Origin of the sequence: Branchiibius hedensis, assembly GCF_900108585.1 — a bacterium.
Lineage (GTDB): Bacteria > Actinomycetota > Actinomycetes > Actinomycetales > Dermatophilaceae > Branchiibius > Branchiibius hedensis.
The window spans coordinates 3,169,591-3,188,534 of record NZ_UESZ01000001.1 but is presented as its reverse complement, the minus strand read 5'-3'; the positions used below and the strand labels follow the sequence as shown (position 1 = coordinate 3,188,534).

Here is an 18,944-nt window from a genome sequence, read left to right as displayed (position 1 = left end):
GTCGAACGCTGGCTATGGCGTCGCTCCGGCAGGCAGTGTTGTGTGATCCACATCGCAACGAGGCGACGAAAGGACCTGCCCATGAAGAAAGACACGCTGACTTGGGAACTCCTCGCGGAGTTCGCCGGCACGTGCATCCTCATCCTGTTCGGTGTTGGTGTGGTGGCGCAGGTCGTCACCGGCAACGGCGCACAGGGTGATCACGACTCCATCGCCTGGGCCTGGGGCCTGGGTGTCACGCTCGGTGTTTACGTATCCGCCCGGATCTCCGGTGCGCACCTGAACCCGGCCGTCACGGTGGCCCTGGCCACCTTCCAGGGCTTCTCCTGGAAGAAGGTGTTGCCCTACTCCCTGGCCCAGACCGCTGGTGCGTTCGTGGCCGCGATCATCGTGCGGTTCACCTACGCCGACCTGATCAACTCGATCGACCCCGGTCACACCTTCAAGTCGCAGGGCATCTTCTCGACCCTGCCCGGCACGCACGTCACCATGACCACGGCATTCTTCGACCAGATCGTCGGCACCGCCATCCTGGTCTTCGTGATCTTCGCGCTGACCAACGCGCGCAACAACCCGCCGCTGTCCAACCTGGGTCCGTTGCTGGTCGGTCTGTTGGTGGTCGCGATCGGTATGGCCTGGGGTGCGAACGCCGGCTACGCCATCAACCCGGCACGTGACTTCGGCCCGCGTCTGGCGTCCTGGATCACCGGCTACAGCACCGCGATGAAGGAGCCCGGCGGTAACTACTACTTCTGGTTGCCGATCGTCGCACCGCTCATCGGTGGTGTGGTCGGCGGCGGACTGTTCAAGCTGCTGATCGACCGCGGCCTGGACGTCGTCCACGACGAGCCCGAGCAGGAAGCGGCCGGCGAGCCCCTTCCCAACCAGTGACAACCCGACTTTCAAAGGAGAGAGTAAATGGCTGAGTACGTAGGAGCCGTCGACCAGGGCACCACCAGCACCCGGTTCATGATCTTCAACCATGACGGTGAAGAGGTCGCGCGTCACCAGTTGGAGCACGAGCAGATCATGCCCAAGGCCGGTTGGGTCGAGCATGACCCGATCGAGATCTGGGAGCGCACCAGCTCGGTGATCCAGACCGCGCTGAGTCGGGCAAACCTCACGGCTGCTGACCTGGCCGCCGTCGGCATCACCAACCAGCGTGAAACCACGGTGGTCTGGAACAAGAACACCGGTCGTCCGTACTACAACGCGATCGTCTGGCAGGACACCCGCACCGACAAGATCGCCTCCCGCCTCGAGCGGGACGGTCACGGTGACCTGATCCGTCAGCGCGCGGGACTGCCGCCGGCGACCTACTTCTCCGGCGGCAAGATCCAGTGGCTGTTGGAAAACGTCGACGGCTTGCGTGCGGACGCCGAGAAGGGCGACGCGCTTTTCGGTACGACGGACTGCTGGGTCACCTGGAACCTCACCGGTGGCACCGAGGGCGGCCGGCACGTGACCGACGTGACGAACGCCAGCCGGACCATGCTGATGGATCTGGAGACCTGCCAGTGGGATGACGAACTGCTCGCGCTGTTCAACATTCCCAAGGCGATGCTCCCGGAAATCGTGTCCTCCTCCGACGCCGAGGCGTACGGCGTGACCGACCCGCACGGTCCGTTCCACGCAGAGGTGCCGATCACCGGTGTGCTCGGTGACCAGCAGGCGGCCACGGTCGGCCAGGTGTGTTTCGCACCCGGCGAGGCCAAGAACACCTACGGCACGGGCAACTTCATGTTGCTCAACACCGGTGAGGAACTGGTGCGCAGCAACGCCGGTCTGCTGACCACGGTCTGCTACCGCTTCGGCAACAACAAGCCGATCTACGCGCTGGAGGGTTCCATCGCGGTGACCGGTTCAGCGGTGCAGTGGCTGCGTGACCAACTCGGCATCATCTCCGGTGCTGCCGACACCGAGCGGCTGGCCGGTCAGGTCGAGGACAACGGTGGCGTCTACTTCGTCCCGGCGTTCTCCGGTCTGTTCGCGCCGTACTGGCGCTCGGATGCACGCGGTGTGATCGTGGGCTTGTCCCGCTACAACACCAACGCGCACCTGGCGCGGGCCACGCTCGAGGCGATCTGCTACCAGAGCAAGGACGTCGCGGACGCCATGGAGAAGGACTCCGGCGTGAAGCTGGAGGTGCTCAAGGTCGACGGCGGTGTCACCGCCAACAACCTGTGCATGCAGATCCAGTCCGACATCCTGGGTGTCGAGGTGAGCCGCCCGGTGCTGGCCGAGACGACCTGTCTTGGCGCGGCGTACGCCGCTGGTCTGGCCGTCGGCTTCTGGAAGGACACCGACGAGTTGCGCGCCAACTGGCACGAAGGCAACCGCTGGAAGCCGGAGTGGAACGACGAGCAGCGTGCCGAGGGGTACGTCGGATGGCGCAAGGCCATCGACCGCACCCTCAACTGGGTCGACGTCGACGCCGACTGACACCACCGCCGGGGCCCGCGACGTCGCGGGCCCCGGCGCAGTCGTCACCCCGGGGTCGGGTGGCGCGTTCATCGATATCTGAGAGGCTTGAACCATGAGAGCGATCGCCCTGTCACCGCAGTTCCGGGAAGACTCGATCAAGGCGATGTCCGAACAGGAACTGGACATCCTGGTCATCGGCGGCGGTGTCGTCGGTACTGGTAGCGCACTGGATGCTGCCACTCGAGGCCTGAGCGTTGGCCTGGTCGAGGCACGAGACTTCGCGTCCGGCACGTCGAGTCGGTCCAGCAAGCTGATCCACGGTGGTCTGCGCTACCTGGAAATGCTCGACTTCCGTTTGGTGGCAGAGGCATTGACCGAGCGTGGTCTGTTGCTGCAGAAGATCGCTCCTCACCTGGTGCACCCGGTCGCCTTCCTCTACCCGCTGCAGCACCGGGTCTGGGAGCGTGCCTACGCCGGGACCGGCGTGGCGATGTACGACGCCATGAGCCGCCTGTCCGGTAAGGCCGGTGTCCCGCTGCACAAACACCTGACCCGCACCGGCGCCCGCAAGCAGTTCCCCTCGCTGCGCAAAGACGCGCTCACGGGCGCGTTGCGCTACTACGACGCCCAGGTCGACGACGCCCGGCACACGATGTTCGTGGCGCGCACCGCCGCGGCGTACGGCGCCCACGTCGTCAGCCGCGCCCGCGTGGTCAACCTGGTCAAGGAAGGCGAGCGAGTCACCGGTGCGGTCATGCACGACCTGGAGTCCGGCCGTGAGTTCACCGTCCGGGCCAAGCAGGTCGTCAACGCGACCGGCGTGTGGACCGATGAGACCCAGTCGATGGCCGGGTCGCGTGGTCAGTTCCACGTGCGGGCCAGCAAGGGCATCCACCTGGTCGTGCCCAAGGACCGGATCCGCGGTGACGTCGGGCTGATCCTGCGCACCGAGAAGTCGGTCCTGTTCGTCATCCCGTGGGGTGCGCACTGGATCATCGGGACCACCGACACCGACTGGGACCTCGACAAGGCGCACCCGGCGGCCAGCGAGAGCGACATCGAGTACCTGCTCGAGCACGTGAACTCGGTGCTGGAGACGCCGCTGACCAAGGACGACGTGCAGGGTGTGTACGCCGGTCTGCGGCCGCTGCTCGCCGGCGAGTCCGAGGCGACCTCGAAACTGTCCCGTGAGCACGCGGTCGGTCACCCGGCCCCGGGTCTGGTGGTGATCGCTGGGGGCAAGTACACGACGTACCGCGTGATGGCCAAGGATGCGGTCGACGAGGCGGTGTTCGGGCTGAACGCGCAGTTCGACCGGGCCATCCCCGCGTCCACGACGCAGAACGTGCCCCTGCTGGGGGCCGAGGGGTATCCCGCACTGATGAACGGGCGGAACGCGCTCGCCGAGCAGTACGGCCTGCACGAAGTGTGGATCGAGCACCTGCTGAAGCGCTACGGATCCCTGATCCACGAGGTGTTGGAGGCGACCAAGGACGACCCGTCGCTGAAGGAGCCGCTGTCTGGCGGTAGCGACTACCTGCGCGCCGAAGTCGTCTACGCCGCCACCCACGAAGGGGCCCGGCACCTGGACGATGTCTTGGCGCGGCGTACCCGGTTGTCGATCGAGACCTTCGACCGCGGCACCGGTGCCTGCGAGGAGGCGGCCGAGCTGATGGGCAAGGTCCTCGGGTGGAGCGACGAGCAGCGCGACAACGAGATCGATCACTACCGCAAGCGGGTCGAGGCGGAGTTGGAGAGCCAGCGGATGCCCGACGACGCGACCGCCGACGCAGCGCGCATGGGCGCTTCGGACGTAGTCCCGATCAGCTGAGGGTGAGGCGGTCGGCCGCGATCGACAACAGATCCGCGGCCGACCCTCTCGGCGGGCTGCTGGGATGCCAGACGGCGCGCAGAGCGCGACGTAGGTCGACCCCTTCGATCGCCACCGCGACCAGGCGACCGGATTCGACGTCGCGACTGACGGCGAGCGAGGACAACACTGCGGGTGCACCGAGCGTGATCACCGCGTCGCGTACGGCGGCCGTGGACGGGAGCACGGCCGCCGCCTCGGCGAGGGGCCCGAGCGCGTCCTGTAAGAAAGCCCTTGTGCCCGAGCCTGATTCGCGCAGGACGAGCGGGGTGGCAGTGAGTTCTCCAGCCGGCAGCGGTGAGCTCCGTCGAGTCCACGGGTGATCCGGCGGGACCACGGCGACCAGCCGGTCGTGCGCGACGACTCGTGAGCGAACCGACCGTGGCACTCGCGGCGACTCGACGAAGCCGAGTTGCGCTGCGCCACTGGAGACTTCGTGGATGACCTGGTCGGAGTTGCCGGGTCGCACGTGCAGCCGGACCTGGGGATCGAGGGTCCGTAGTCGGCTCGCCCAGCCGGGCAGCAGACACTCGGACACCGTGTTGCTCGCCGCGACGGTGACCGACCGGCGGTCAGCGGCACCGAGGGTGCGCACACCCTGGTCGAGATTCTCGGCGGCGGTCAGGATGTCGGTGGCCCAGTCGATGACGACTCCGCCGGGCGCAGTGAGCCGCACGCCACGGGCAGTGCGTTCGAACACGGGCACCCCCAGAACCCGCTCGGCGCTGCGGATGCGCTCGCTGACCGCTTGCTGGCTGACGCCGAGCCGCTGGGCAGCAGTCGTCATGCTGCCTTCGCGAGCCACCGACACCAGCGCTTGCAGCTGGGCCAGCTCGGGGACGCGGGACAGGTCCATCGTGCTCACCCGGTCAGCCTACAAGCAATGCTTGTAGCTTCACCGGAACAAGCCGCTACCCGCAGCGCGATCGCCGCGCCAGCCTGGTTTTATGAAAGCCGCTGCACCCACCCCGACTTTTGAAGCGCTACTCACCCGGATCCACGCCCGCCAGGTGAGCAGCGCTACGAAAGCCACCGCGCTGCCGCCGGTAGGACCCGCGTGGTTTCCCAGTGTGATGGGAACCGCGATCCTCGCGCTCCTGGTCGAGCAACACCTCGGACGTACGCCGATCGGGCACCTGGCCGCGGCCGCCTGGCTGGTCGCTGCCTGGGTTGCGCTCCTGTGGCTGTGCGTCGCCTTCGCACGCCGTTGTCGACGCAGTCCCGGCGCCCTACGCGAGTCGGTGTCCGACCCGAGCACGGTCGCGTTGTGGGGCACGGTGTCGATGGCGGTCCTGGCGACCGGCTCGGCGACGCTGGCCGTGGGGCAGCACGCCGGCTGGGCGGTAGTCATCGACCTGGCCACCTGGACGGTCGGAACGAGCCTCGGCCTGGTCACGGTGGTCGTCTTCGGACTGCTCGTGGCCCGAGGCGGTTCCGGCAGGCCAACCATGGTCTGGGGCCTGGCGGTGGTGTCGCCGATGGTGACCGCGACAGGAGGAGCGAGCCTGGCGGCTGCCCTTCCCCGCCCATGGGGCGTACTGGTCCGGACGTCGTCGGAGTTGGCTTTCGCGACCGCGCTCGTGTTGGCCGTGGTCGTCTTCGCCTCGGCGTATCACCACCATCTACGGATCGCGCCGCTGCCGTTGGAGCTGAGCGCGACCAGTTGGATCCCGCTCGGCGTCGTGGGGCAGTCGATGGCTGCAGCGCAGACGCTCGGTGCTGGCACCGAATTCGAATCAGTCACCCACGTCTACGGATTCGCGATGCTGATCGCGGCGGTACCGGTCATCGGCTACGCGGTGCGACGCACCGCCAGCGGGTTCGCGCGCGGGATGCCGTTCGCGACGAACTGGTGGTCGCTGACCTTCCCGATCGGCACGCTCAGCCTGGGCACCCATCTGCTGGGTGCGCAGACCGGCCTGGCATGGGTCAGCGCGCTCAGTTGGCTGACGTTGCTGTCGCTGGCTGGCACCTGGACGTTCTGCGCCGTCTCGACGGCCCGGGCCGTTATCGGCGCATGGCGCGGTAGTAGCGCACCAGTGACTGGGTCGACTGGTCCTGCTTGGCCAGCGCGGCCTCGTCACCACCGACCGCGGGCGTGACCTGCTTGGCCAGTTGCTTACCGAGTTCGACGCCCCACTGGTCGAAGCTGTCGATGCCCCACACGGTCCCCTCGGTGAAGGTGATGTGCTCATACAGCGCAATCAGTTGGCCGACCGTAGACGGGCTCAGTCGCGGGGCCATGATGGAGGTTGTCGGCCGGTTGCCGGGGAAAACCCTTGCCGGCACGATGTTTTCGGGGGTTCCTTCGGCCCGGACCTCGTCGGCGGTCTTGCCGAAGGCCAGCGCAGCGGTCTGGGCGAAGAAATTGGACAGGAACAGCTCGTGCACGTCGGCCTCGCCGTCTTTGACGACGTACGCCGGGTTCGCGAAGGCGATGAAGTCAGCCGGGATCAGTCGGGTGCCCTGGTGGATCAGCTGATAGAACGCGTGCTGTCCGTTGGTACCCGGCTCACCCCAGAAGATCTCGCCGGTGGTGGTCGTGACGTCGCTGCCGTCGTAGCGCACGCTCTTGCCGTTGGATTCCATGGTCAACTGCTGCAGGTAGGCCGGGAACCGGTGTAGACATTGCGCGTAGGGCAGCACGACGTGGGACTGGGCGTCGAAGAAGTTCGAGTACCAGATGTTCAGCAGACCCATCAGGGCAGGGACGTTGGCCGCCAGCGGGGTGTTCTTGAAGTGCTCGTCAACGGCGCGGAAGCCGGCGAGGAACTCGCGGAAGCGCTCCGGTCCGATCGCCACGACAACCGCGGTGCCGATGGCGGAGTCCACTGAGTAGCGGCCGCCAACCCAGTCCCAGAAGCCGAAGGCGTTCTGCGGGTCGATCCCGAACTCTTCGACCTTGTCCAGCGCGGTGGAAACGGCGACGAAGTGCTTGGCGATGGCTTCCTTGCGGGAGGCATCCTCGTCCTCGATCGCACCGCTCGCGACGAGGTTGTCCAGTAACCACGTCCGCGCCAACCGTGCGTTGGTCAGCGTCTCCAGCGTGGTGAACGTCTTGGAGTCGACGATGAACAGCGTCGTCTCCGGGTTGAGGTCGGCCGTCTTCTCGTGGGCGTCGGTCGGGTCGATGTTGGAGATGAACCGGCAGGTGAGGCCCTTTTGCAGGTAGTGCTTCAGCGACTCGTAGACCATGACCGGGCCGAGGTCGGACCCGCCGATGCCGATGTTGACGACGGTCTCGATCCGCTTACCGGTGACACCGGTCCACTCACCACTGCGCACCTTGTCCGCGAACTCGAAGACCCGGTCGAGCGTCTCGTGGACGTCGGGAACGACGTTGTGCCCGTCGACTTCGATCACCGCGTCGGCGGGTGCGCGCAGCGCCGTGTGCAGGACCGCGCGATTCTCGGTGACGTTGATCTTCTCGCCGGCGAACATCGCATCGCGACGGGCTTCGAGGCCGACTTCTTCGCCGAGCGCGACCAGAGCGGCGAGCACGTCATCGTTGATCAGATTCTTGGACAGGTCGACGAAGAGGTCGCCGGCCGTGAAGGTGAAGCGGTTCGTCCGCTCCGGATCCTCCGCAAAGGCCTCGCGAAGGTTCAAGGAGAAGTCCTCCTTGAGCTGTAGCAGTTGCTTCCAGGCCGCGGTTTGCGTCGCGTCGATCGGACTGCTCATCGAAGGTCTCCCAACTTGTCGTCGACTATGCCTTGGTTTGAACATTAGTGATCATCGCCGTACGCCGGGCAGCGGCCCGGGTGCGCCACAGGCCGACCAGCAGGGCCAGGCCCCAAATCAGGAAGAGGGGATCCCACAGCCAGGCGTGCCCGATCATCGCGTCCCGGTCGTATCCGCCTGCAGGAGAGATGATTCCGCTCAAGACCAGATTGCCGGTGATGGTGTTGATGCCACCCCAGAGCACGAGGACGGCACCGGCCAGCCAGGCAAGAGCCCGGGTGAGCGGCGGCCAGCCGGTCCGCTCGAAGACCAGCGGCAGGACCGCGACCAGCGTTTTGACCGCGGTGACCGGCCACAGCAACCAGGTACTGTCCCCGACCGCGGTCAGGATGGTCTCGCCCAAGGTCGCGAGCAGCGCCGTACCTCCCGCTGCCCAGTAGGCGCTGACCGCTGCGTGCAGCAGGCCACACACCGCCGCAAGAGCGAACGCGACCCTCCCGCGGCGCATCAGCCCATCGCCGCTCGGTCCTGCCACGTGCAGATGCAGGCCTGGTTGCCGTCGTGATCGGCCAGCACCCAGAAGCTCGGCGCCTCCGCGTCAGAGACCATCGTCCCGCCGGCGGCGAGCGCGGCCCGTAACCGGTCCTTGGCCTGCGCGGCGTCGACCCAGACATCCGGATGCCAGCGCTGGCGGGGTTCCTCGGACCCCGACGGTTGGTACCACAGGGACGGCAACGCGCCGGAGTCGTCGACCAGGTCCTCGCTGCCCTGGTCCGGCAGGCCGAGGATCGCGGCCCAGAACGGGCTGATCCGGCCGCCGTCGGGAGTGTCCAGGGCCCACTCGACCTTGGTGACCGCGGGCTCGAGGGTCAGGTCCCCGGCCAGGTCGCTGATCTGGCGGGCCAGGTCGATGTCGCGCTGGGTGATGCCTTTCTCGTCGTGCGAGATCAGCCGGATGTCCAGCTGCCCGTACCGCAGGTCGAGATCGGGGTGGTGATCGGCTGCTTCGGCGCGCTCACCGATCGCGTTGACCAAGGCCAGGCCGGTCGCGAAATCGCCGGTCTTCACCCGCGTCATCAGCCCGCCGGCCGGGTAGGGCAGGTACGACCACCCGGTGAGGTCGAGGTCGGCGATCTGTTGCCCGGTGAGAGTGGTCACGCCTTCATCGTGCTGGTTGCAGCGGTCAGTGGGAACCCCCGGTCAGCTCAGCGGGATGCCCTTGTCGCCCTTGTCGGCCTGATAGATCTGCGACAACTCGTCGTACGTCGCGTGCAAACGTTGCGCGGTAGCCGCCAGTTCGGGGTCCCCGAACTGGGGCAGCAGGACGGCCAGATCGGTGCTGGTGAAGTAGGCGTTGTTGCGGTTGTACAGGTCCCGATCGGGCGCCGCCTGGGTGCGGCCGGGGTCCGGTACCGCGTAGACCGCCTTGAGGATCTGGATGTCGTAGGGGATCGCGAACGAGTCGGCCGAGTCCTGGTGGCTGAAGAAGTAGCTGAAGTTGTCAAAGCCGGACCAGGTGATCCCGGACAGGCACAACGAGCACGGCTCGTGGGTGGCAAGGAAGACACAGTCCTTGGCGGCCGGGCGGTTCTGCGCGGGCAGCTCGTAGAACTTCTTGATCGCGTGGATCTCGCCGTGCCACAGCGGGTTCTCGATCTCGTTGTTGGTGGCGGCCACGACCAGTGACAGGTCATCCTTGCGCAGGATGGCCGCGCCGAAGAGCTTGTTCCCGGCGCTCACACCGGCGCGGGTGAGCGGGACGATGTCGGTCTCGATGACGTCGAGCAGTCGGGTCAGCTGAGTGTGGTCCATCACAGCAGACTAGCGGATTTCGGAAGTTGTATTCCGTAAAACGGAAACCAAACCATCGGCAGATGGAAATCCCGTCGTGGCGCGGTCGAGTTAGTCCATCGGGCCTGGCTCGCGGCGGCGTAATTCCAGGCTGATCTGATCGGCGTCCAGGACGTTCATCAGCTCCGACAGCACCTGCGAGGGTGCGGTGCCCGCCCGCCGGATCTCCAGCAGCCGCCGCCGCTCGGCATCCAGCACCGCGATCCGCAACTCCAACGTCTGGTTGGCCCGGTCGATCCCCTCCGGGTCGTCGGCCGCCGGCCGCAGATCGGCCCGGGACTGGGTGCGGGTCTTCATCCGCTCGACCAGATCCGCGTCGTACTTCGACCCGTCCGCCCGGCGCAGTTCGGGGCTGTCCAGGTACTTCTCACCGGCGACCTGCATCGTCGAGATGAGGCTCTCGATCTCGCTGCGGTCGGTGAGGTTGCCGGTCAGCCCGAGTCGGCGTACCAACGGTCCCAACGTGCCGCCCTGGATCAGCAGGCTGCCCACGGCGACGAAGAAGGCGACCAGGATCAACAGCGAGCGCTGCGGCGTGGTGGCCGGCAGGGTCTGGGCGGCGGCCACGGTCACCGCCCCGCGCATGCCAGCCCAGACCAGCATCGCCCCGTCGCGGGCGCCCCAGCGCTCCTGCAGGATGTAGTCGAAGTCGGCGATCCGCTGCATCCACAACCGTCGGCCGGTGCGCAGCACCTGTTCCTCGTCCATCCCCGCGGAGCGGCGCGAGGTGACCACCCGCTGATAGATGTGCTGCTTGGCCTCATCGGTTGTCCAGTACTCCTTGGCCTTCTCGGTCCGTTTGACCCGCCGGTTACCGGTCCACAGCAGCAGGGCGACGTACGCCGCGCGCACGACAAGGACGGCAACCCCCGCCGCCAGCGCGAGCCAGCCGGCCTTCCACAGACTCTCGTGTTCGTGACGCACGTCCTGGACCAGCTCGATGAGCTGCATGCCCATCAACAGGAAGATCGTGCCCTCGAGGATCAGCCCGATCGTGCTCCAGTTGGCCCGGTCGGCCAGCCGGTCCTGCGCCCGCAGATGCTTCCCGGCGCCAACCGACGTGACCAGACCCGCCGCAACCGCGGCAACCAACCCCGAGCCGCCCAACTGCTCCACCGGCAGGTACGCCGCAAACGGCACCACGAAGGAGACTGCGGTGCTGAGGGTTTCGTCCTGCATGCGGGCCCGCACCCACACCGCCAACCGACCGACCGCGTAGCCGATCGCGGCAGCAATCGCGATCGAGTAGACGAACGACCCGAACACTCCGGCGAGCGACACCGACGTGCCGATCGCGGCCACCGCGGCTCGCAGCAGCACCAGCGCGGAGGCGTCGTTGAGCAGGCTTTCACCCTCCAGCACCGTGAGCAGCCGGGGACTGACCCCGAGGCTGCGGGCGATCGACGTCGCCACTGCGTCGGTCGGGCTGACCACGGCGCCGATGGCCACGCCGGTCGCGAAACCCACCTCTGGGATCAGCATCGACATCAGCCAACCCACCGACAGTGACGTGATCACCACGAGCACCACCGACAACCCCGAGATCGCCGGTAGGTCCCGCCGGAAGTCCATCACCGGCAGCCGGGTCGACGTCGAATAGAGCAGCGGCGGCAGGATGCCCGCCAGGATCCACTCCGGGTCGATCTCGATGTGTCGCAGCGACGGCACCGCGGTCAGGGCGATCCCGGCGGCCACCAACACCAGCGGCGTGGCGATGTTGACGCGGGAGGCAAGGAAACTGACGGCGACGACCACGGTCACCACGAGAACCCCGAGGACCAGCAGTTCCATAGGGCGACTTTAGTGAGCGGTCAGCAACCTCAAGTGATCCAGCACCTCGGCCACCACCGCCCGCGCGGCCCGGTCCGGGCGCAGGATCGCCTCGATCTGCCGGGTCGGCTCACCGTCGATGGTGTCCAGCAGTCGCAGTCGCTGCCCGCCGCGGTCGTCGGCCGAATCCCTCGGCAGCAGAGCGATTCCGTGGCCGGCAGCGACCAGTGCCTCCTGCATCCGTAGATCCTCGAATCGCTGCACCACGTGCGGGGTCAGGCCCGCCGCACCGAACCATTGCGTGAGTAGCCGGTCGAACGGCCAATCAGCCGGTACGCCGATCCACGACTCCCGCGCCAACGTCACCGGGCGCACCCGGTGCCGGTCGGCGAGGCGGTGTCCCGGGGCGACGGCGACGGCCAGGCGCTCGCGGACGAGAGGTACGACGGTGAAGGAGTCGCCGTCGTGTGCGCCCACGGGAGATGGGTCTCCCACCGGTCGGTGGGCGATGACGATGTCGAAGCGATCGGCGTACGCCGCGTAGTCGTCACTGTGCACGTCCAGGTCGCTGACGATCAGCTCGATCTGCGGTTGCCCGGTCAACCGGGACAGCAACGTCGGCACGAACCGCTGACCGGCGGTCGGGAAGACGGCCAGGCGCACGGTCCCCGCGACCTGCCCGCGATACCGATCCCACCGCGCTTGCAGCTGCTCACGGGCCGCGGCCAGATGCACGCTGGCGGCGGCGAGTTCGTGGCCGGCGTCGGTGAGTTCGATCCCGCGGCCCACCCGGCGCAGCAAGGTTGCGCGCGCCTCGCGCTCCAGCAGATGCAGTTGCTGCGACACCGCGGTCGGTGTCACATGCAGCGCCGCCGCGGTCGCGGTCACCGAACCACGCCGGTCGAACTCGCGCAGCATCTCCAGTCTGCGTTCATCCATACCGCATTACCTCCATGAAGCAACGCTACAAGGTTTGCCAAGACATTCTCGATAGACTTGATGATCGGGCGGCCTCAGGCTGGGGTCATGACCCGACGCGACACCACCATCGCCTGCCTGGTGGCCGCCCTGTGGGGCGCGAACTTCGTGGCGATCCACGAGTCGCTGCAACAGTTCCCACCGTTCTTCCTGATCGCTCTGCGGTTCGCGCTGTTGGCCATCCCAGCGCTGCTCTTCGTGCCTCGACCGAACGTGCCGGTGCGCTGGCTGCTGCTCTACGGCGTCGGTTTCGGGATCCTGCAGTTCGTCTTCCTCTATGCCGGGATGGCTGCGGGGATGCCGTCCGGGCTGGCGTCGCTGGTGCTGCAAGCCTCGGCGCCCTTCACCGTCCTGCTAGCGGCGGTCTTCCTGCGGGAGAAGCCGGGCCGGGTGCGACTGATCGGCATCGGTGTCGCCGTGCTGGGATTCACAGTGATCGCCGTGACCCGGGGTCTGGCGGCCCAGTTGGTGCCGGTGCTGCTGGTGCTGGCCGGGGGGCTGGGCTGGGCGATCGGCAATATCGGCAACCGGCAGGCCCGCACCACGCAGCCGTTCGCGCTGATGATGTGGATGTGCGTAATCCCGCCGATCCCGATGCTCGCGCTATCGCTCGCCGTTGAAGGGCCGCACCGGATCGCGACCTCCCTGACGACCTCGCTGTCGACAGCGGCGGTTCCGGCCTGGCTGGGCCTGGCCTACACCGTGCTGCTCGGCACGGTCGCGGGCAGTTCGCTGTGGTCGATGCTGATGGCCCGCAACCCCTCCTCCAGCGTGGCGCCGTTCTCGATGCTGGTGCCGGTCGCCGGGTTCCTGTCCGCCGGGGTGGTGCTCGGCGAGCGGCCAGCCGTCGGGGATCTGGCCGGTGGCGCTCTGGTGATCCTCGGCGTCCTCGCACCCACGTTGGTGGCGGTCGCGGCACGCCGAGGACCGGTGCGGCGCCCGCATGCCGGGCTCGAATATCAGCATCCGGACGAGAGTCTTACGATGTAGTCATGCCCGCGCTGCGTTCCAAGACCTCGACCGACGGTCGCAACATGGCCGGTGCACGCTCCTTGTGGCGCGCCACCGGCATGACCGATGACGACTTCGGCAAACCGATCATTGCCATCGCCAACTCCTACACGCAGTTCGTACCCGGGCACGTGCATCTCAAGGACATGGGCGACCTGGTCGCCGGTGCGATCCGGGAGGCCGGTGCGGTCTCCAAGGAGTTCAACACCATCGCGGTCGACGACGGCATCGCGATGGGCCACGCCGGGATGCTCTACTCGCTGCCCAGCCGGGAACTGATCGCCGACAGCGTCGAATACATGGTCAACGCGCACACCGCCGACGCGCTGGTCTGCATCAGCAACTGCGACAAGATCACCCCCGGCATGTTGATGGCCGCGCTCCGGCTCAACATCCCGGTCGTCTTCGTCTCCGGCGGTCCGATGGAAGCCGGCAAGGCGGTCATCGTCGACGGTGTCGCGCAGACCCCGACGAATCTGATCACCGCGATCAACGCCTCTGCCGCAGAAGCGGTTTCGGATGAGGGACTCGCCGCCGTCGAGCGCTCAGCCTGCCCCACCTGCGGTTCCTGCTCGGGCATGTTCACCGCCAACTCGATGAACTGCCTGACCGAGGCCCTCGGTCTGTCGTTGCCCGGCAACGGATCGACCCTGGCCACGCACGCCGCCCGCAAGGAACTGTTCCTGACCGCCGGCCGCACGATCGTCGACCTCGCCAAGCGCTACTACGAGCAGGACGATGAGTCGGTCCTGCCCCGCTCGATCGCCACCGAGAAGGCGTTCACCAACGCGATGGCCCTCGACGTGGCCATGGGCGGCTCGACCAACACCGTGCTGCACATCCTGGCGGCCGCCCAGGAGGGTGAGGTCGACTTCACCCTCGCCGACATCGACGCCCTGTCGCGGCGCGTGCCGTGCCTGGCGAAGGTCGCCCCGAACCACCCCAGCTACCACATGGAAGACGTGCACCGGGCCGGTGGCATCCCGGCGCTGCTGGGTGAACTGGACCGCGCCGGACTGCTGGAGCGCGACGTCCACAGCGTGCACTCGCCCGACCTGGCGTCGTGGCTGGCGGCCTGGGATGTGCGCGCGGCCGACCCGAGTCGCGAGGCGATCGAACTGTTCCACGCCGCACCCGGCGGCGTTCGCACGACGGAAGCATTCTCGACGCAAAACCGTTGGGAGACACTGGATCTCGATGCCGAGAGCGGCTGCATCCACGACGTCGAGCACGCCTACACCGTCGACGGCGGCCTGGCGGTGCTCTTCGGCAACCTGGCCGAGGACGGCGCGGTCATCAAGACCGCCGGCATCGACGAGGAGCTCTTCCACTTCGTCGGCACGGCCCTCGTCGTCGAATCCCAGGAGGCCGCCGTCGAGGCCATCCTGGGCAAGCGGGTGCAGCCCGGCGACGTCGTTGTGGTCCGTTACGAAGGACCCGCGGGCGGTCCGGGTATGCAGGAGATGTTGCACCCGACCTCGTTCATCAAGGGCCTGGGCCTGGGCAAGGTGTGCGCGTTGATCACCGACGGCCGCTTCTCGGGTGGTTCCTCCGGCATCTCGGTCGGGCACATCTCACCCGAAGCCGCCTCCGGGGGCACAATCGCCCTGGTCGAAGACGGCGACGAGATCGAGATCGACGTCCACCGACGCCTCTTGCAGCTCAACGTGCCCGCCGATGTGCTGGCCGAGCGGCGCGCCAAGATGGAAGCTTCCGAGCACCCCTGGTCGCCGATCGACCGGGACCGGGTCGTCTCCAAGGCGCTGCAGGCGTACGCCGCGATGGCCACCTCGGCGTCCACGGGCGCCGTACGCCAATTGCCCACGCGCTGAGGGGGATCCGGCGAGAAGGCTCAGCTCGACGTACGCCGATCCGCGGCTTTGTCCTGTGCCTTCGCCAGGGTGCGCAGCGGCAAAGCGACCCATAGGGCCAGGAATCCCAGCACGCTCAACACGCCGATGATGATGCTGGCCACGGGCCCGACGACGATGGAGAAGACCAGCATCAGCACCAAGGTGACGGTGATGCCCAACATGACCAGGCCGCACTTGGCCAGGGTGTCGGCCTGCGCGACCAGGACACCCTTCTCGTGCTTGGCGAAGAGCAACCGGTGGGCGCTGACCGGCGCGATCAGCAGACCACTGGCCACGACCGAGCACACGGTCGCGGCCAGGTAGATGACCTTCTCCCAGGTCGCGAGGTCACTGAAGAGGGACTGCAGCGGCAGGGTCAACAGGAAGCCGGACAGGATCTGCACGCCGGTCTGCACGACGCGCAGTTCTTGGAGCAACTCGGTCCAGTTGCGATCGAGCTTCTCGGTCGGGGTCTCGTTGCGCTCGGCATCGCCGGCGTGCCAGACCTCGGGATCGGTCACGCCCCGCGCCGGTCAGGCGGCGGGCGGTGGTGCGGTGTCGCCGTGGACGACCAGCACCGGGCATTTCGCGTGCTCGGCGACCGCTGAACTGACCGAACCCAGCAGCAGGCCCTTGAACCCGCCGTGCCCGCGGCTACCGACCACGATCATGTGGGCACCCTCGCCCTCATCGAGGATCACGTTGGCGGCCGAGCCCTCACGGATGACCGTGTCGATGTCGCTCGGATCGTCCAGGACCCGGGCCAGGGTCGCATCCAGGGATTCCTTGGCCAGCGCCTCCGGGTCCCAATCGGGCAACGTGACCCAGTCCGCGCCGTACATCGCAGTGGGCAACGCATAGGCGGTCACCGCGACCAATCGGCTGCCGCTGGTCTTGGCCATGAAGGCACCCCACTTCAGCGCGTTCACCGACGGGTCCGAGCCGTCTACCCCCACAACTACGGTGTTCTTGCTGTCGTTGCTCATGACCGTGCGCTCCTTCGATCGAGCCGATACCGGCGCCTCGCCGGCGCGAAGGTGGGACGTGCCCACTCCTTCATTGTGCTCCTCACCCCTGCGGATGGAATTGGCGGGTATCGCAGATTCGAACTCCCAACCGGTTCAGGTCTGACCAAAAATCACCTAAAGTCACAAATAGTTGTTCACAACAAAACATGTCCGTGGGCAACTCAACCCCCAAGATCATCGGAGGACGATATGTACAACGTCGCCGAGGCCCAGACAGCGGATCACGACAACGAGTTCGACATCCACGTGACGGCCACTCGCTTCGCCGTGCCGCACCGCAAGAGCAAGATGCTCGCGGGAGCGCTGTTCGCCTACGCCAGCCGGGACGGGATGCATGACACGGTCCGGCACGCGTCGCACCAGATCGACCCGCACCAGCTGCGGATGGAAGTGTCCCAGTTCGTGCCGACCGAGGGGCTACGCGTGCTTCAGGGCACCGGGGTGCGCGACGAGTTGGTCTTTGCCGTTCCGGCGGTGCTGCAGCAGGCCCCCACGGCGATCGGTCACTACCGGCTGCTCCTTGGCCTGACGACGGCGGAGTTCTACAGCGCGACCAGTGGTATCGCGGAGTTTTCCGTGATGGAGGAGCGCGGCGCGGTGCCGCCGGCGCTCCGAGAGGATCTGCCCAGCCTGTGCCGGGCGATCAACGTCGGCATCGCCCAGATGCTCGCCCCCCGCGGTCTGCACTCCACGATTCCCTCGGACCCGTTGGCCCGCTGGAAGCGCTCGGATTCCACGGCGCCACCGGAGGGGTACGGCGACCTGAGCGAGTTGGCGCTGTCCCGCGATCACGAGCGCACCTCGGCTCGGGCGGCCCGTCGGGCACTGGGGGACTGGCCGGGTCGTGAAGTCGGCGTCACCGAGCGCGAACTCGACGTGCTGCGGATGATCACCGAGGGGCTGAGCAACCAGGAGATCGCCGACCGCAGTTTCCTGTCGATCAACTCGGTGAAGTCCTACATCCGGGCCGCGTACCGCAAGATCGACGTGTCCAGCCGGTCCAAGGCGGTCCTGTGGGGTGTGCAGAACGGGTTGATGGAGCAGGAGCCCGTCGAGTCGGACTCCTGAGAAGGCTGCGCCTTCACCCCTCGGGGCGAGGGCTGCACCAAAAGTGCGGCCTAATCTTCGGGTATGCCCGAAGAGGCCGTTTCCGCACCCCTGCGACTGGCGATCCGCAATGACTACGTGGTCGTGGTCCTCGGGATCGCAGCGATGTTGGCGCCGTACGCGGACCAGGTCGAGATCGTCGAAGTCGCCGTGGGTGACGGTGGTCAGCGCACCCCTGTCGACATCACGTTGTACGACGCGTTCAGCCAGACCCAGATCGACGGCAGTGACGTCGATGAGTTGCTCAACGATCCCGCGGCCGGAAAGGTCGTGGTTCTGACCTGGAACGTCAACCCCTCGCTCGTGCGCATGGCCAGGGACAAGGGCGTCAGCGGCTACCTGTCCAAGACCCTGGACGGTGCCGGCCTCGTGTCGGCGCTCACCCGGGTCCACCAGGGCGAGGTGGTCATCACCGAGCAGACCACCCGCTCCAGCAACGTCAACGGGCAGTGGCCCGGCCGGGAGCATGGCCTGACCGCCCGGGAGGCCGAAGTGGTGTCGCTGGTGACCCAGGGGTTGTCCAACGAGGCCATCGCCCGACAGTCCTACATCAGCATCAACTCGGTGAAGTCCTACATCCGCACCGCCTATCGCAAGATGGGGGTCACCACTCGAGCGCAGGCCGTGCTGTGGGGCGTCCAGCACGGTTTGTTGCCGGACCGGGGTCGGCTGGCGCCCGACGGAGACTGAGGCTCAGACCAACCCGGCCCGGGCCGCGATCACCGCCAGTTCGTGTCGGCTGCTCACGCCGAGTTTGCGCTGCGCGCTTTCCATGTGGCTCTTCAAGGTGCTTTTGGCGACGAACATGCGGGCGGCGACCTCGTCGAGGTTGCCCGGTCCGCTCAGCGCGACGATGGCTTCACGCTCCCGCGGCGACAGAGTCCGCACGGCGTCGCGGGCCTGGGACCGGGCCATCGTGTCGGAGCGAGCCGCCGCGGACAGCACGGCCTGCACCGGGGACTGACTGAGTGCGCCGCGGCCCGCAGCGACCGCCCGGATCCCTTCCAGGATGTCCAGCCCGGCATCGGTCTTCAGCAGGAACCCCGCCGCGCCCGCTCCGATCGCCTGCAGGGTGACCGCATCGGAGTCCCAGGTCGTCAGGATCAGGACCGCGGGCGGCTCGTCCAGGGTCACGATCCGGCGGGTGACGGCGACTCCGTCCTCACCGGGCATCCGGATGTCGAGCAGCACCACGTCGGGGGCGTCGGCCTCGATCCGGGCCAGCGCCTCCTCGCCGTCGGCGGCCTCCCCGACGACGACGATGTCGTCCGTCGTGCCAATGATCGCCGCGAGTCCGGAACGCACCATGGGTTCGTCATCGACCAGGAGAACTCGAATGGCGACGGGCGGCTGGTCGCTCATCCGGTGTCC

The 18,944-nt window shown here is 67.3% G+C and carries 18 protein-coding genes; 8 read left to right on the top strand and 10 right to left on the bottom strand.

Going from position 1 to position 18,944, the window contains the following annotated elements:
* The first annotated feature begins 81 nt into the window (after positions 1–81).
* The 3 genes from DR843_RS15450 (at position 82) to DR843_RS15440 (ending at position 4,255) form a co-directional block, all read left to right on the top strand.
* Entirely contained in the window at positions 82–891 is an 810-nt protein-coding gene (locus tag DR843_RS15450; RefSeq protein WP_109687235.1) for an MIP/aquaporin family protein, read from the top strand.
* Positions 892–918: 27 nt separating this feature from the next.
* Complete coding sequence (glpK, locus tag DR843_RS15445) at positions 919–2,442, top strand: glycerol kinase GlpK (RefSeq protein ID WP_109687233.1); 1,524 nt, start codon at positions 919–921, stop codon at positions 2,440–2,442.
* A gap of 94 nt (positions 2,443–2,536) precedes the next feature.
* Complete coding sequence (locus tag DR843_RS15440; protein ID WP_109687231.1) at positions 2,537–4,255, top strand: glycerol-3-phosphate dehydrogenase/oxidase; 1,719 nt, start codon at positions 2,537–2,539, stop codon at positions 4,253–4,255.
* On the opposite strand, the gene DR843_RS15435 is transcribed toward DR843_RS15440, so the two are convergent.
* Positions 4,248–5,150, bottom strand: a complete 903-nt coding sequence (locus DR843_RS15435; RefSeq protein WP_245934241.1) for a LysR family transcriptional regulator — start codon at positions 5,148–5,150, stop codon at positions 4,248–4,250. The two genes, DR843_RS15440 and DR843_RS15435, sit on opposite strands and share 8 nt — an antisense overlap.
* 91 nt (positions 5,151–5,241) lie before the next feature.
* On the opposite strand from DR843_RS15435, the gene DR843_RS15430 reads away from it, so the two are divergent.
* Positions 5,242–6,396, top strand: coding sequence for an SLAC1 family transporter (locus tag DR843_RS15430; RefSeq protein ID WP_109687227.1), 1,155 nt, complete (start codon positions 5,242–5,244; stop codon positions 6,394–6,396).
* Here the strand turns inward: DR843_RS15430 and pgi are convergent.
* The 6 genes from pgi to DR843_RS15400 all read right to left on the bottom strand — a co-directional run bounded on the left by pgi (position 6,302) and on the right by DR843_RS15400 (position 12,535).
* Positions 6,302–7,975 carry a glucose-6-phosphate isomerase gene (pgi, locus tag DR843_RS15425; RefSeq protein WP_109687225.1) on the bottom strand — a complete coding sequence of 558 codons (1,674 nt, stop codon included), beginning with the start codon at positions 7,973–7,975 and terminating at the stop codon, positions 6,302–6,304. The two genes, DR843_RS15430 and pgi, sit on opposite strands and share 95 nt — an antisense overlap.
* Positions 7,976–8,000: 25 nt before the next feature.
* Positions 8,001–8,483 carry a DUF3995 domain-containing protein gene (locus tag DR843_RS15420; RefSeq protein ID WP_109687224.1) on the bottom strand — a complete coding sequence of 161 codons (483 nt, stop codon included), beginning with the start codon at positions 8,481–8,483 and terminating at the stop codon, positions 8,001–8,003.
* Positions 8,483–9,133, bottom strand: a complete 651-nt coding sequence (locus tag DR843_RS15415; RefSeq protein WP_109687222.1) for a 4a-hydroxytetrahydrobiopterin dehydratase — start codon at positions 9,131–9,133, stop codon at positions 8,483–8,485. The genes DR843_RS15420 and DR843_RS15415 overlap by 1 nt, the downstream gene beginning before the upstream one ends.
* A gap of 42 nt (positions 9,134–9,175) precedes the next feature.
* Positions 9,176–9,787, bottom strand: coding sequence for a nucleoside deaminase (locus DR843_RS15410; RefSeq protein ID WP_109687220.1), 612 nt, complete (start codon positions 9,785–9,787; stop codon positions 9,176–9,178).
* 90 nt (positions 9,788–9,877) lie between these two features.
* Complete coding sequence (locus DR843_RS15405; RefSeq protein ID WP_109687218.1) at positions 9,878–11,617, bottom strand: cation:proton antiporter; 1,740 nt, start codon at positions 11,615–11,617, stop codon at positions 9,878–9,880.
* 9 nt (positions 11,618–11,626) lie between these two features.
* Positions 11,627–12,535, bottom strand: coding sequence for a LysR family transcriptional regulator (locus tag DR843_RS15400; RefSeq protein ID WP_109687216.1), 909 nt, complete (start codon positions 12,533–12,535; stop codon positions 11,627–11,629).
* A gap of 87 nt (positions 12,536–12,622) precedes the next feature.
* Here DR843_RS15400 and DR843_RS15395 point away from each other — a divergent pair, with 87 nt between their 5' ends.
* Together DR843_RS15395 and ilvD are read left to right on the top strand one after the other, a co-directional pair.
* Positions 12,623–13,564: an EamA family transporter gene (locus DR843_RS15395; protein ID WP_109689051.1), complete on the top strand. Its 942-nt coding sequence runs from the start codon at positions 12,623–12,625 to the stop codon at positions 13,562–13,564.
* 2 nt (positions 13,565–13,566) lie between these two features.
* Positions 13,567–15,417, top strand: coding sequence for a dihydroxy-acid dehydratase (gene ilvD, locus DR843_RS15390; RefSeq protein ID WP_109687214.1), 1,851 nt, complete (start codon positions 13,567–13,569; stop codon positions 15,415–15,417).
* 20 nt (positions 15,418–15,437) lie between these two features.
* Here ilvD and DR843_RS15385 read toward each other — a convergent pair whose 3' ends face one another.
* The gene (locus DR843_RS15385; protein ID WP_109687212.1) at positions 15,438–15,959 is read right to left on the bottom strand and encodes a DUF6328 family protein; all 522 of its coding nucleotides are present in this window, start codon (positions 15,957–15,959) and stop codon (positions 15,438–15,440) included.
* Between the two features lie 12 nt (positions 15,960–15,971).
* Entirely contained in the window at positions 15,972–16,424 is a 453-nt protein-coding gene (locus DR843_RS15380; RefSeq protein ID WP_109687210.1) for a universal stress protein, read from the bottom strand.
* Between the two features lie 231 nt (positions 16,425–16,655).
* Between DR843_RS15380 and DR843_RS20610 the strand changes: the two genes are divergently transcribed.
* Complete coding sequence (locus tag DR843_RS20610; protein ID WP_245934149.1) at positions 16,656–17,534, top strand: XcyI family restriction endonuclease; 879 nt, start codon at positions 16,656–16,658, stop codon at positions 17,532–17,534.
* 63 nt (positions 17,535–17,597) lie between these two features.
* Positions 17,598–18,263, top strand: a complete 666-nt coding sequence (locus DR843_RS15370) for a helix-turn-helix transcriptional regulator (RefSeq protein WP_109687208.1) — start codon at positions 17,598–17,600, stop codon at positions 18,261–18,263.
* A gap of 3 nt (positions 18,264–18,266) precedes the next feature.
* On the opposite strand, the gene DR843_RS15365 is transcribed toward DR843_RS15370, so the two are convergent.
* Positions 18,267–18,935, bottom strand: a complete 669-nt coding sequence (locus DR843_RS15365; protein ID WP_109687206.1) for a response regulator transcription factor — start codon at positions 18,933–18,935, stop codon at positions 18,267–18,269.
* Between the last annotated feature and the right edge of the window lie 9 nt (positions 18,936–18,944).

Excerpts from the sequence above, each read along its gene's own strand:
- DR843_RS15450 (WP_109687235.1), top strand. The coding sequence starts at position 82 with ATGAAGAAAGACACGCTGACTTGGGAACTCCTCGCGGAGTTCGCCGGC.
- glpK (WP_109687233.1), top strand. The coding sequence starts at position 919 with ATGGCTGAGTACGTAGGAGCCGTCGACCAGGGCACCACCAGCACCCGG.
- DR843_RS15440 (WP_109687231.1), top strand. The coding sequence starts at position 2,537 with ATGAGAGCGATCGCCCTGTCACCGCAGTTCCGGGAAGACTCGATCAAG.
- DR843_RS15435 (WP_245934241.1), bottom strand. The coding sequence starts at position 5,150 with ATGGACCTGTCCCGCGTCCCCGAGCTGGCCCAGCTGCAAGCGCTGGTG.
- DR843_RS15430 (WP_109687227.1), top strand. The coding sequence starts at position 5,242 with ATGAAAGCCGCTGCACCCACCCCGACTTTTGAAGCGCTACTCACCCGG.
- pgi (WP_109687225.1), bottom strand. The coding sequence starts at position 7,975 with ATGAGCAGTCCGATCGACGCGACGCAAACCGCGGCCTGGAAGCAACTG.
- DR843_RS15420 (WP_109687224.1), bottom strand. The coding sequence starts at position 8,483 with ATGCGCCGCGGGAGGGTCGCGTTCGCTCTTGCGGCGGTGTGTGGCCTG.
- DR843_RS15410 (WP_109687220.1), bottom strand. The coding sequence starts at position 9,787 with ATGGACCACACTCAGCTGACCCGACTGCTCGACGTCATCGAGACCGAC.
- DR843_RS15405 (WP_109687218.1), bottom strand. The coding sequence starts at position 11,617 with ATGGAACTGCTGGTCCTCGGGGTTCTCGTGGTGACCGTGGTCGTCGCC.
- DR843_RS15400 (WP_109687216.1), bottom strand. The coding sequence starts at position 12,535 with ATGGATGAACGCAGACTGGAGATGCTGCGCGAGTTCGACCGGCGTGGT.
- DR843_RS15395 (WP_109689051.1), top strand. The coding sequence starts at position 12,623 with ATGACCCGACGCGACACCACCATCGCCTGCCTGGTGGCCGCCCTGTGG.
- ilvD (WP_109687214.1), top strand. The coding sequence starts at position 13,567 with ATGCCCGCGCTGCGTTCCAAGACCTCGACCGACGGTCGCAACATGGCC.
- DR843_RS15380 (WP_109687210.1), bottom strand. The coding sequence starts at position 16,424 with ATGAGCAACGACAGCAAGAACACCGTAGTTGTGGGGGTAGACGGCTCG.
- DR843_RS20610 (WP_245934149.1), top strand. The coding sequence starts at position 16,656 with ATGTACAACGTCGCCGAGGCCCAGACAGCGGATCACGACAACGAGTTC.
- DR843_RS15370 (WP_109687208.1), top strand. The coding sequence starts at position 17,598 with ATGCCCGAAGAGGCCGTTTCCGCACCCCTGCGACTGGCGATCCGCAAT.
- DR843_RS15365 (WP_109687206.1), bottom strand. The coding sequence starts at position 18,935 with ATGAGCGACCAGCCGCCCGTCGCCATTCGAGTTCTCCTGGTCGATGAC.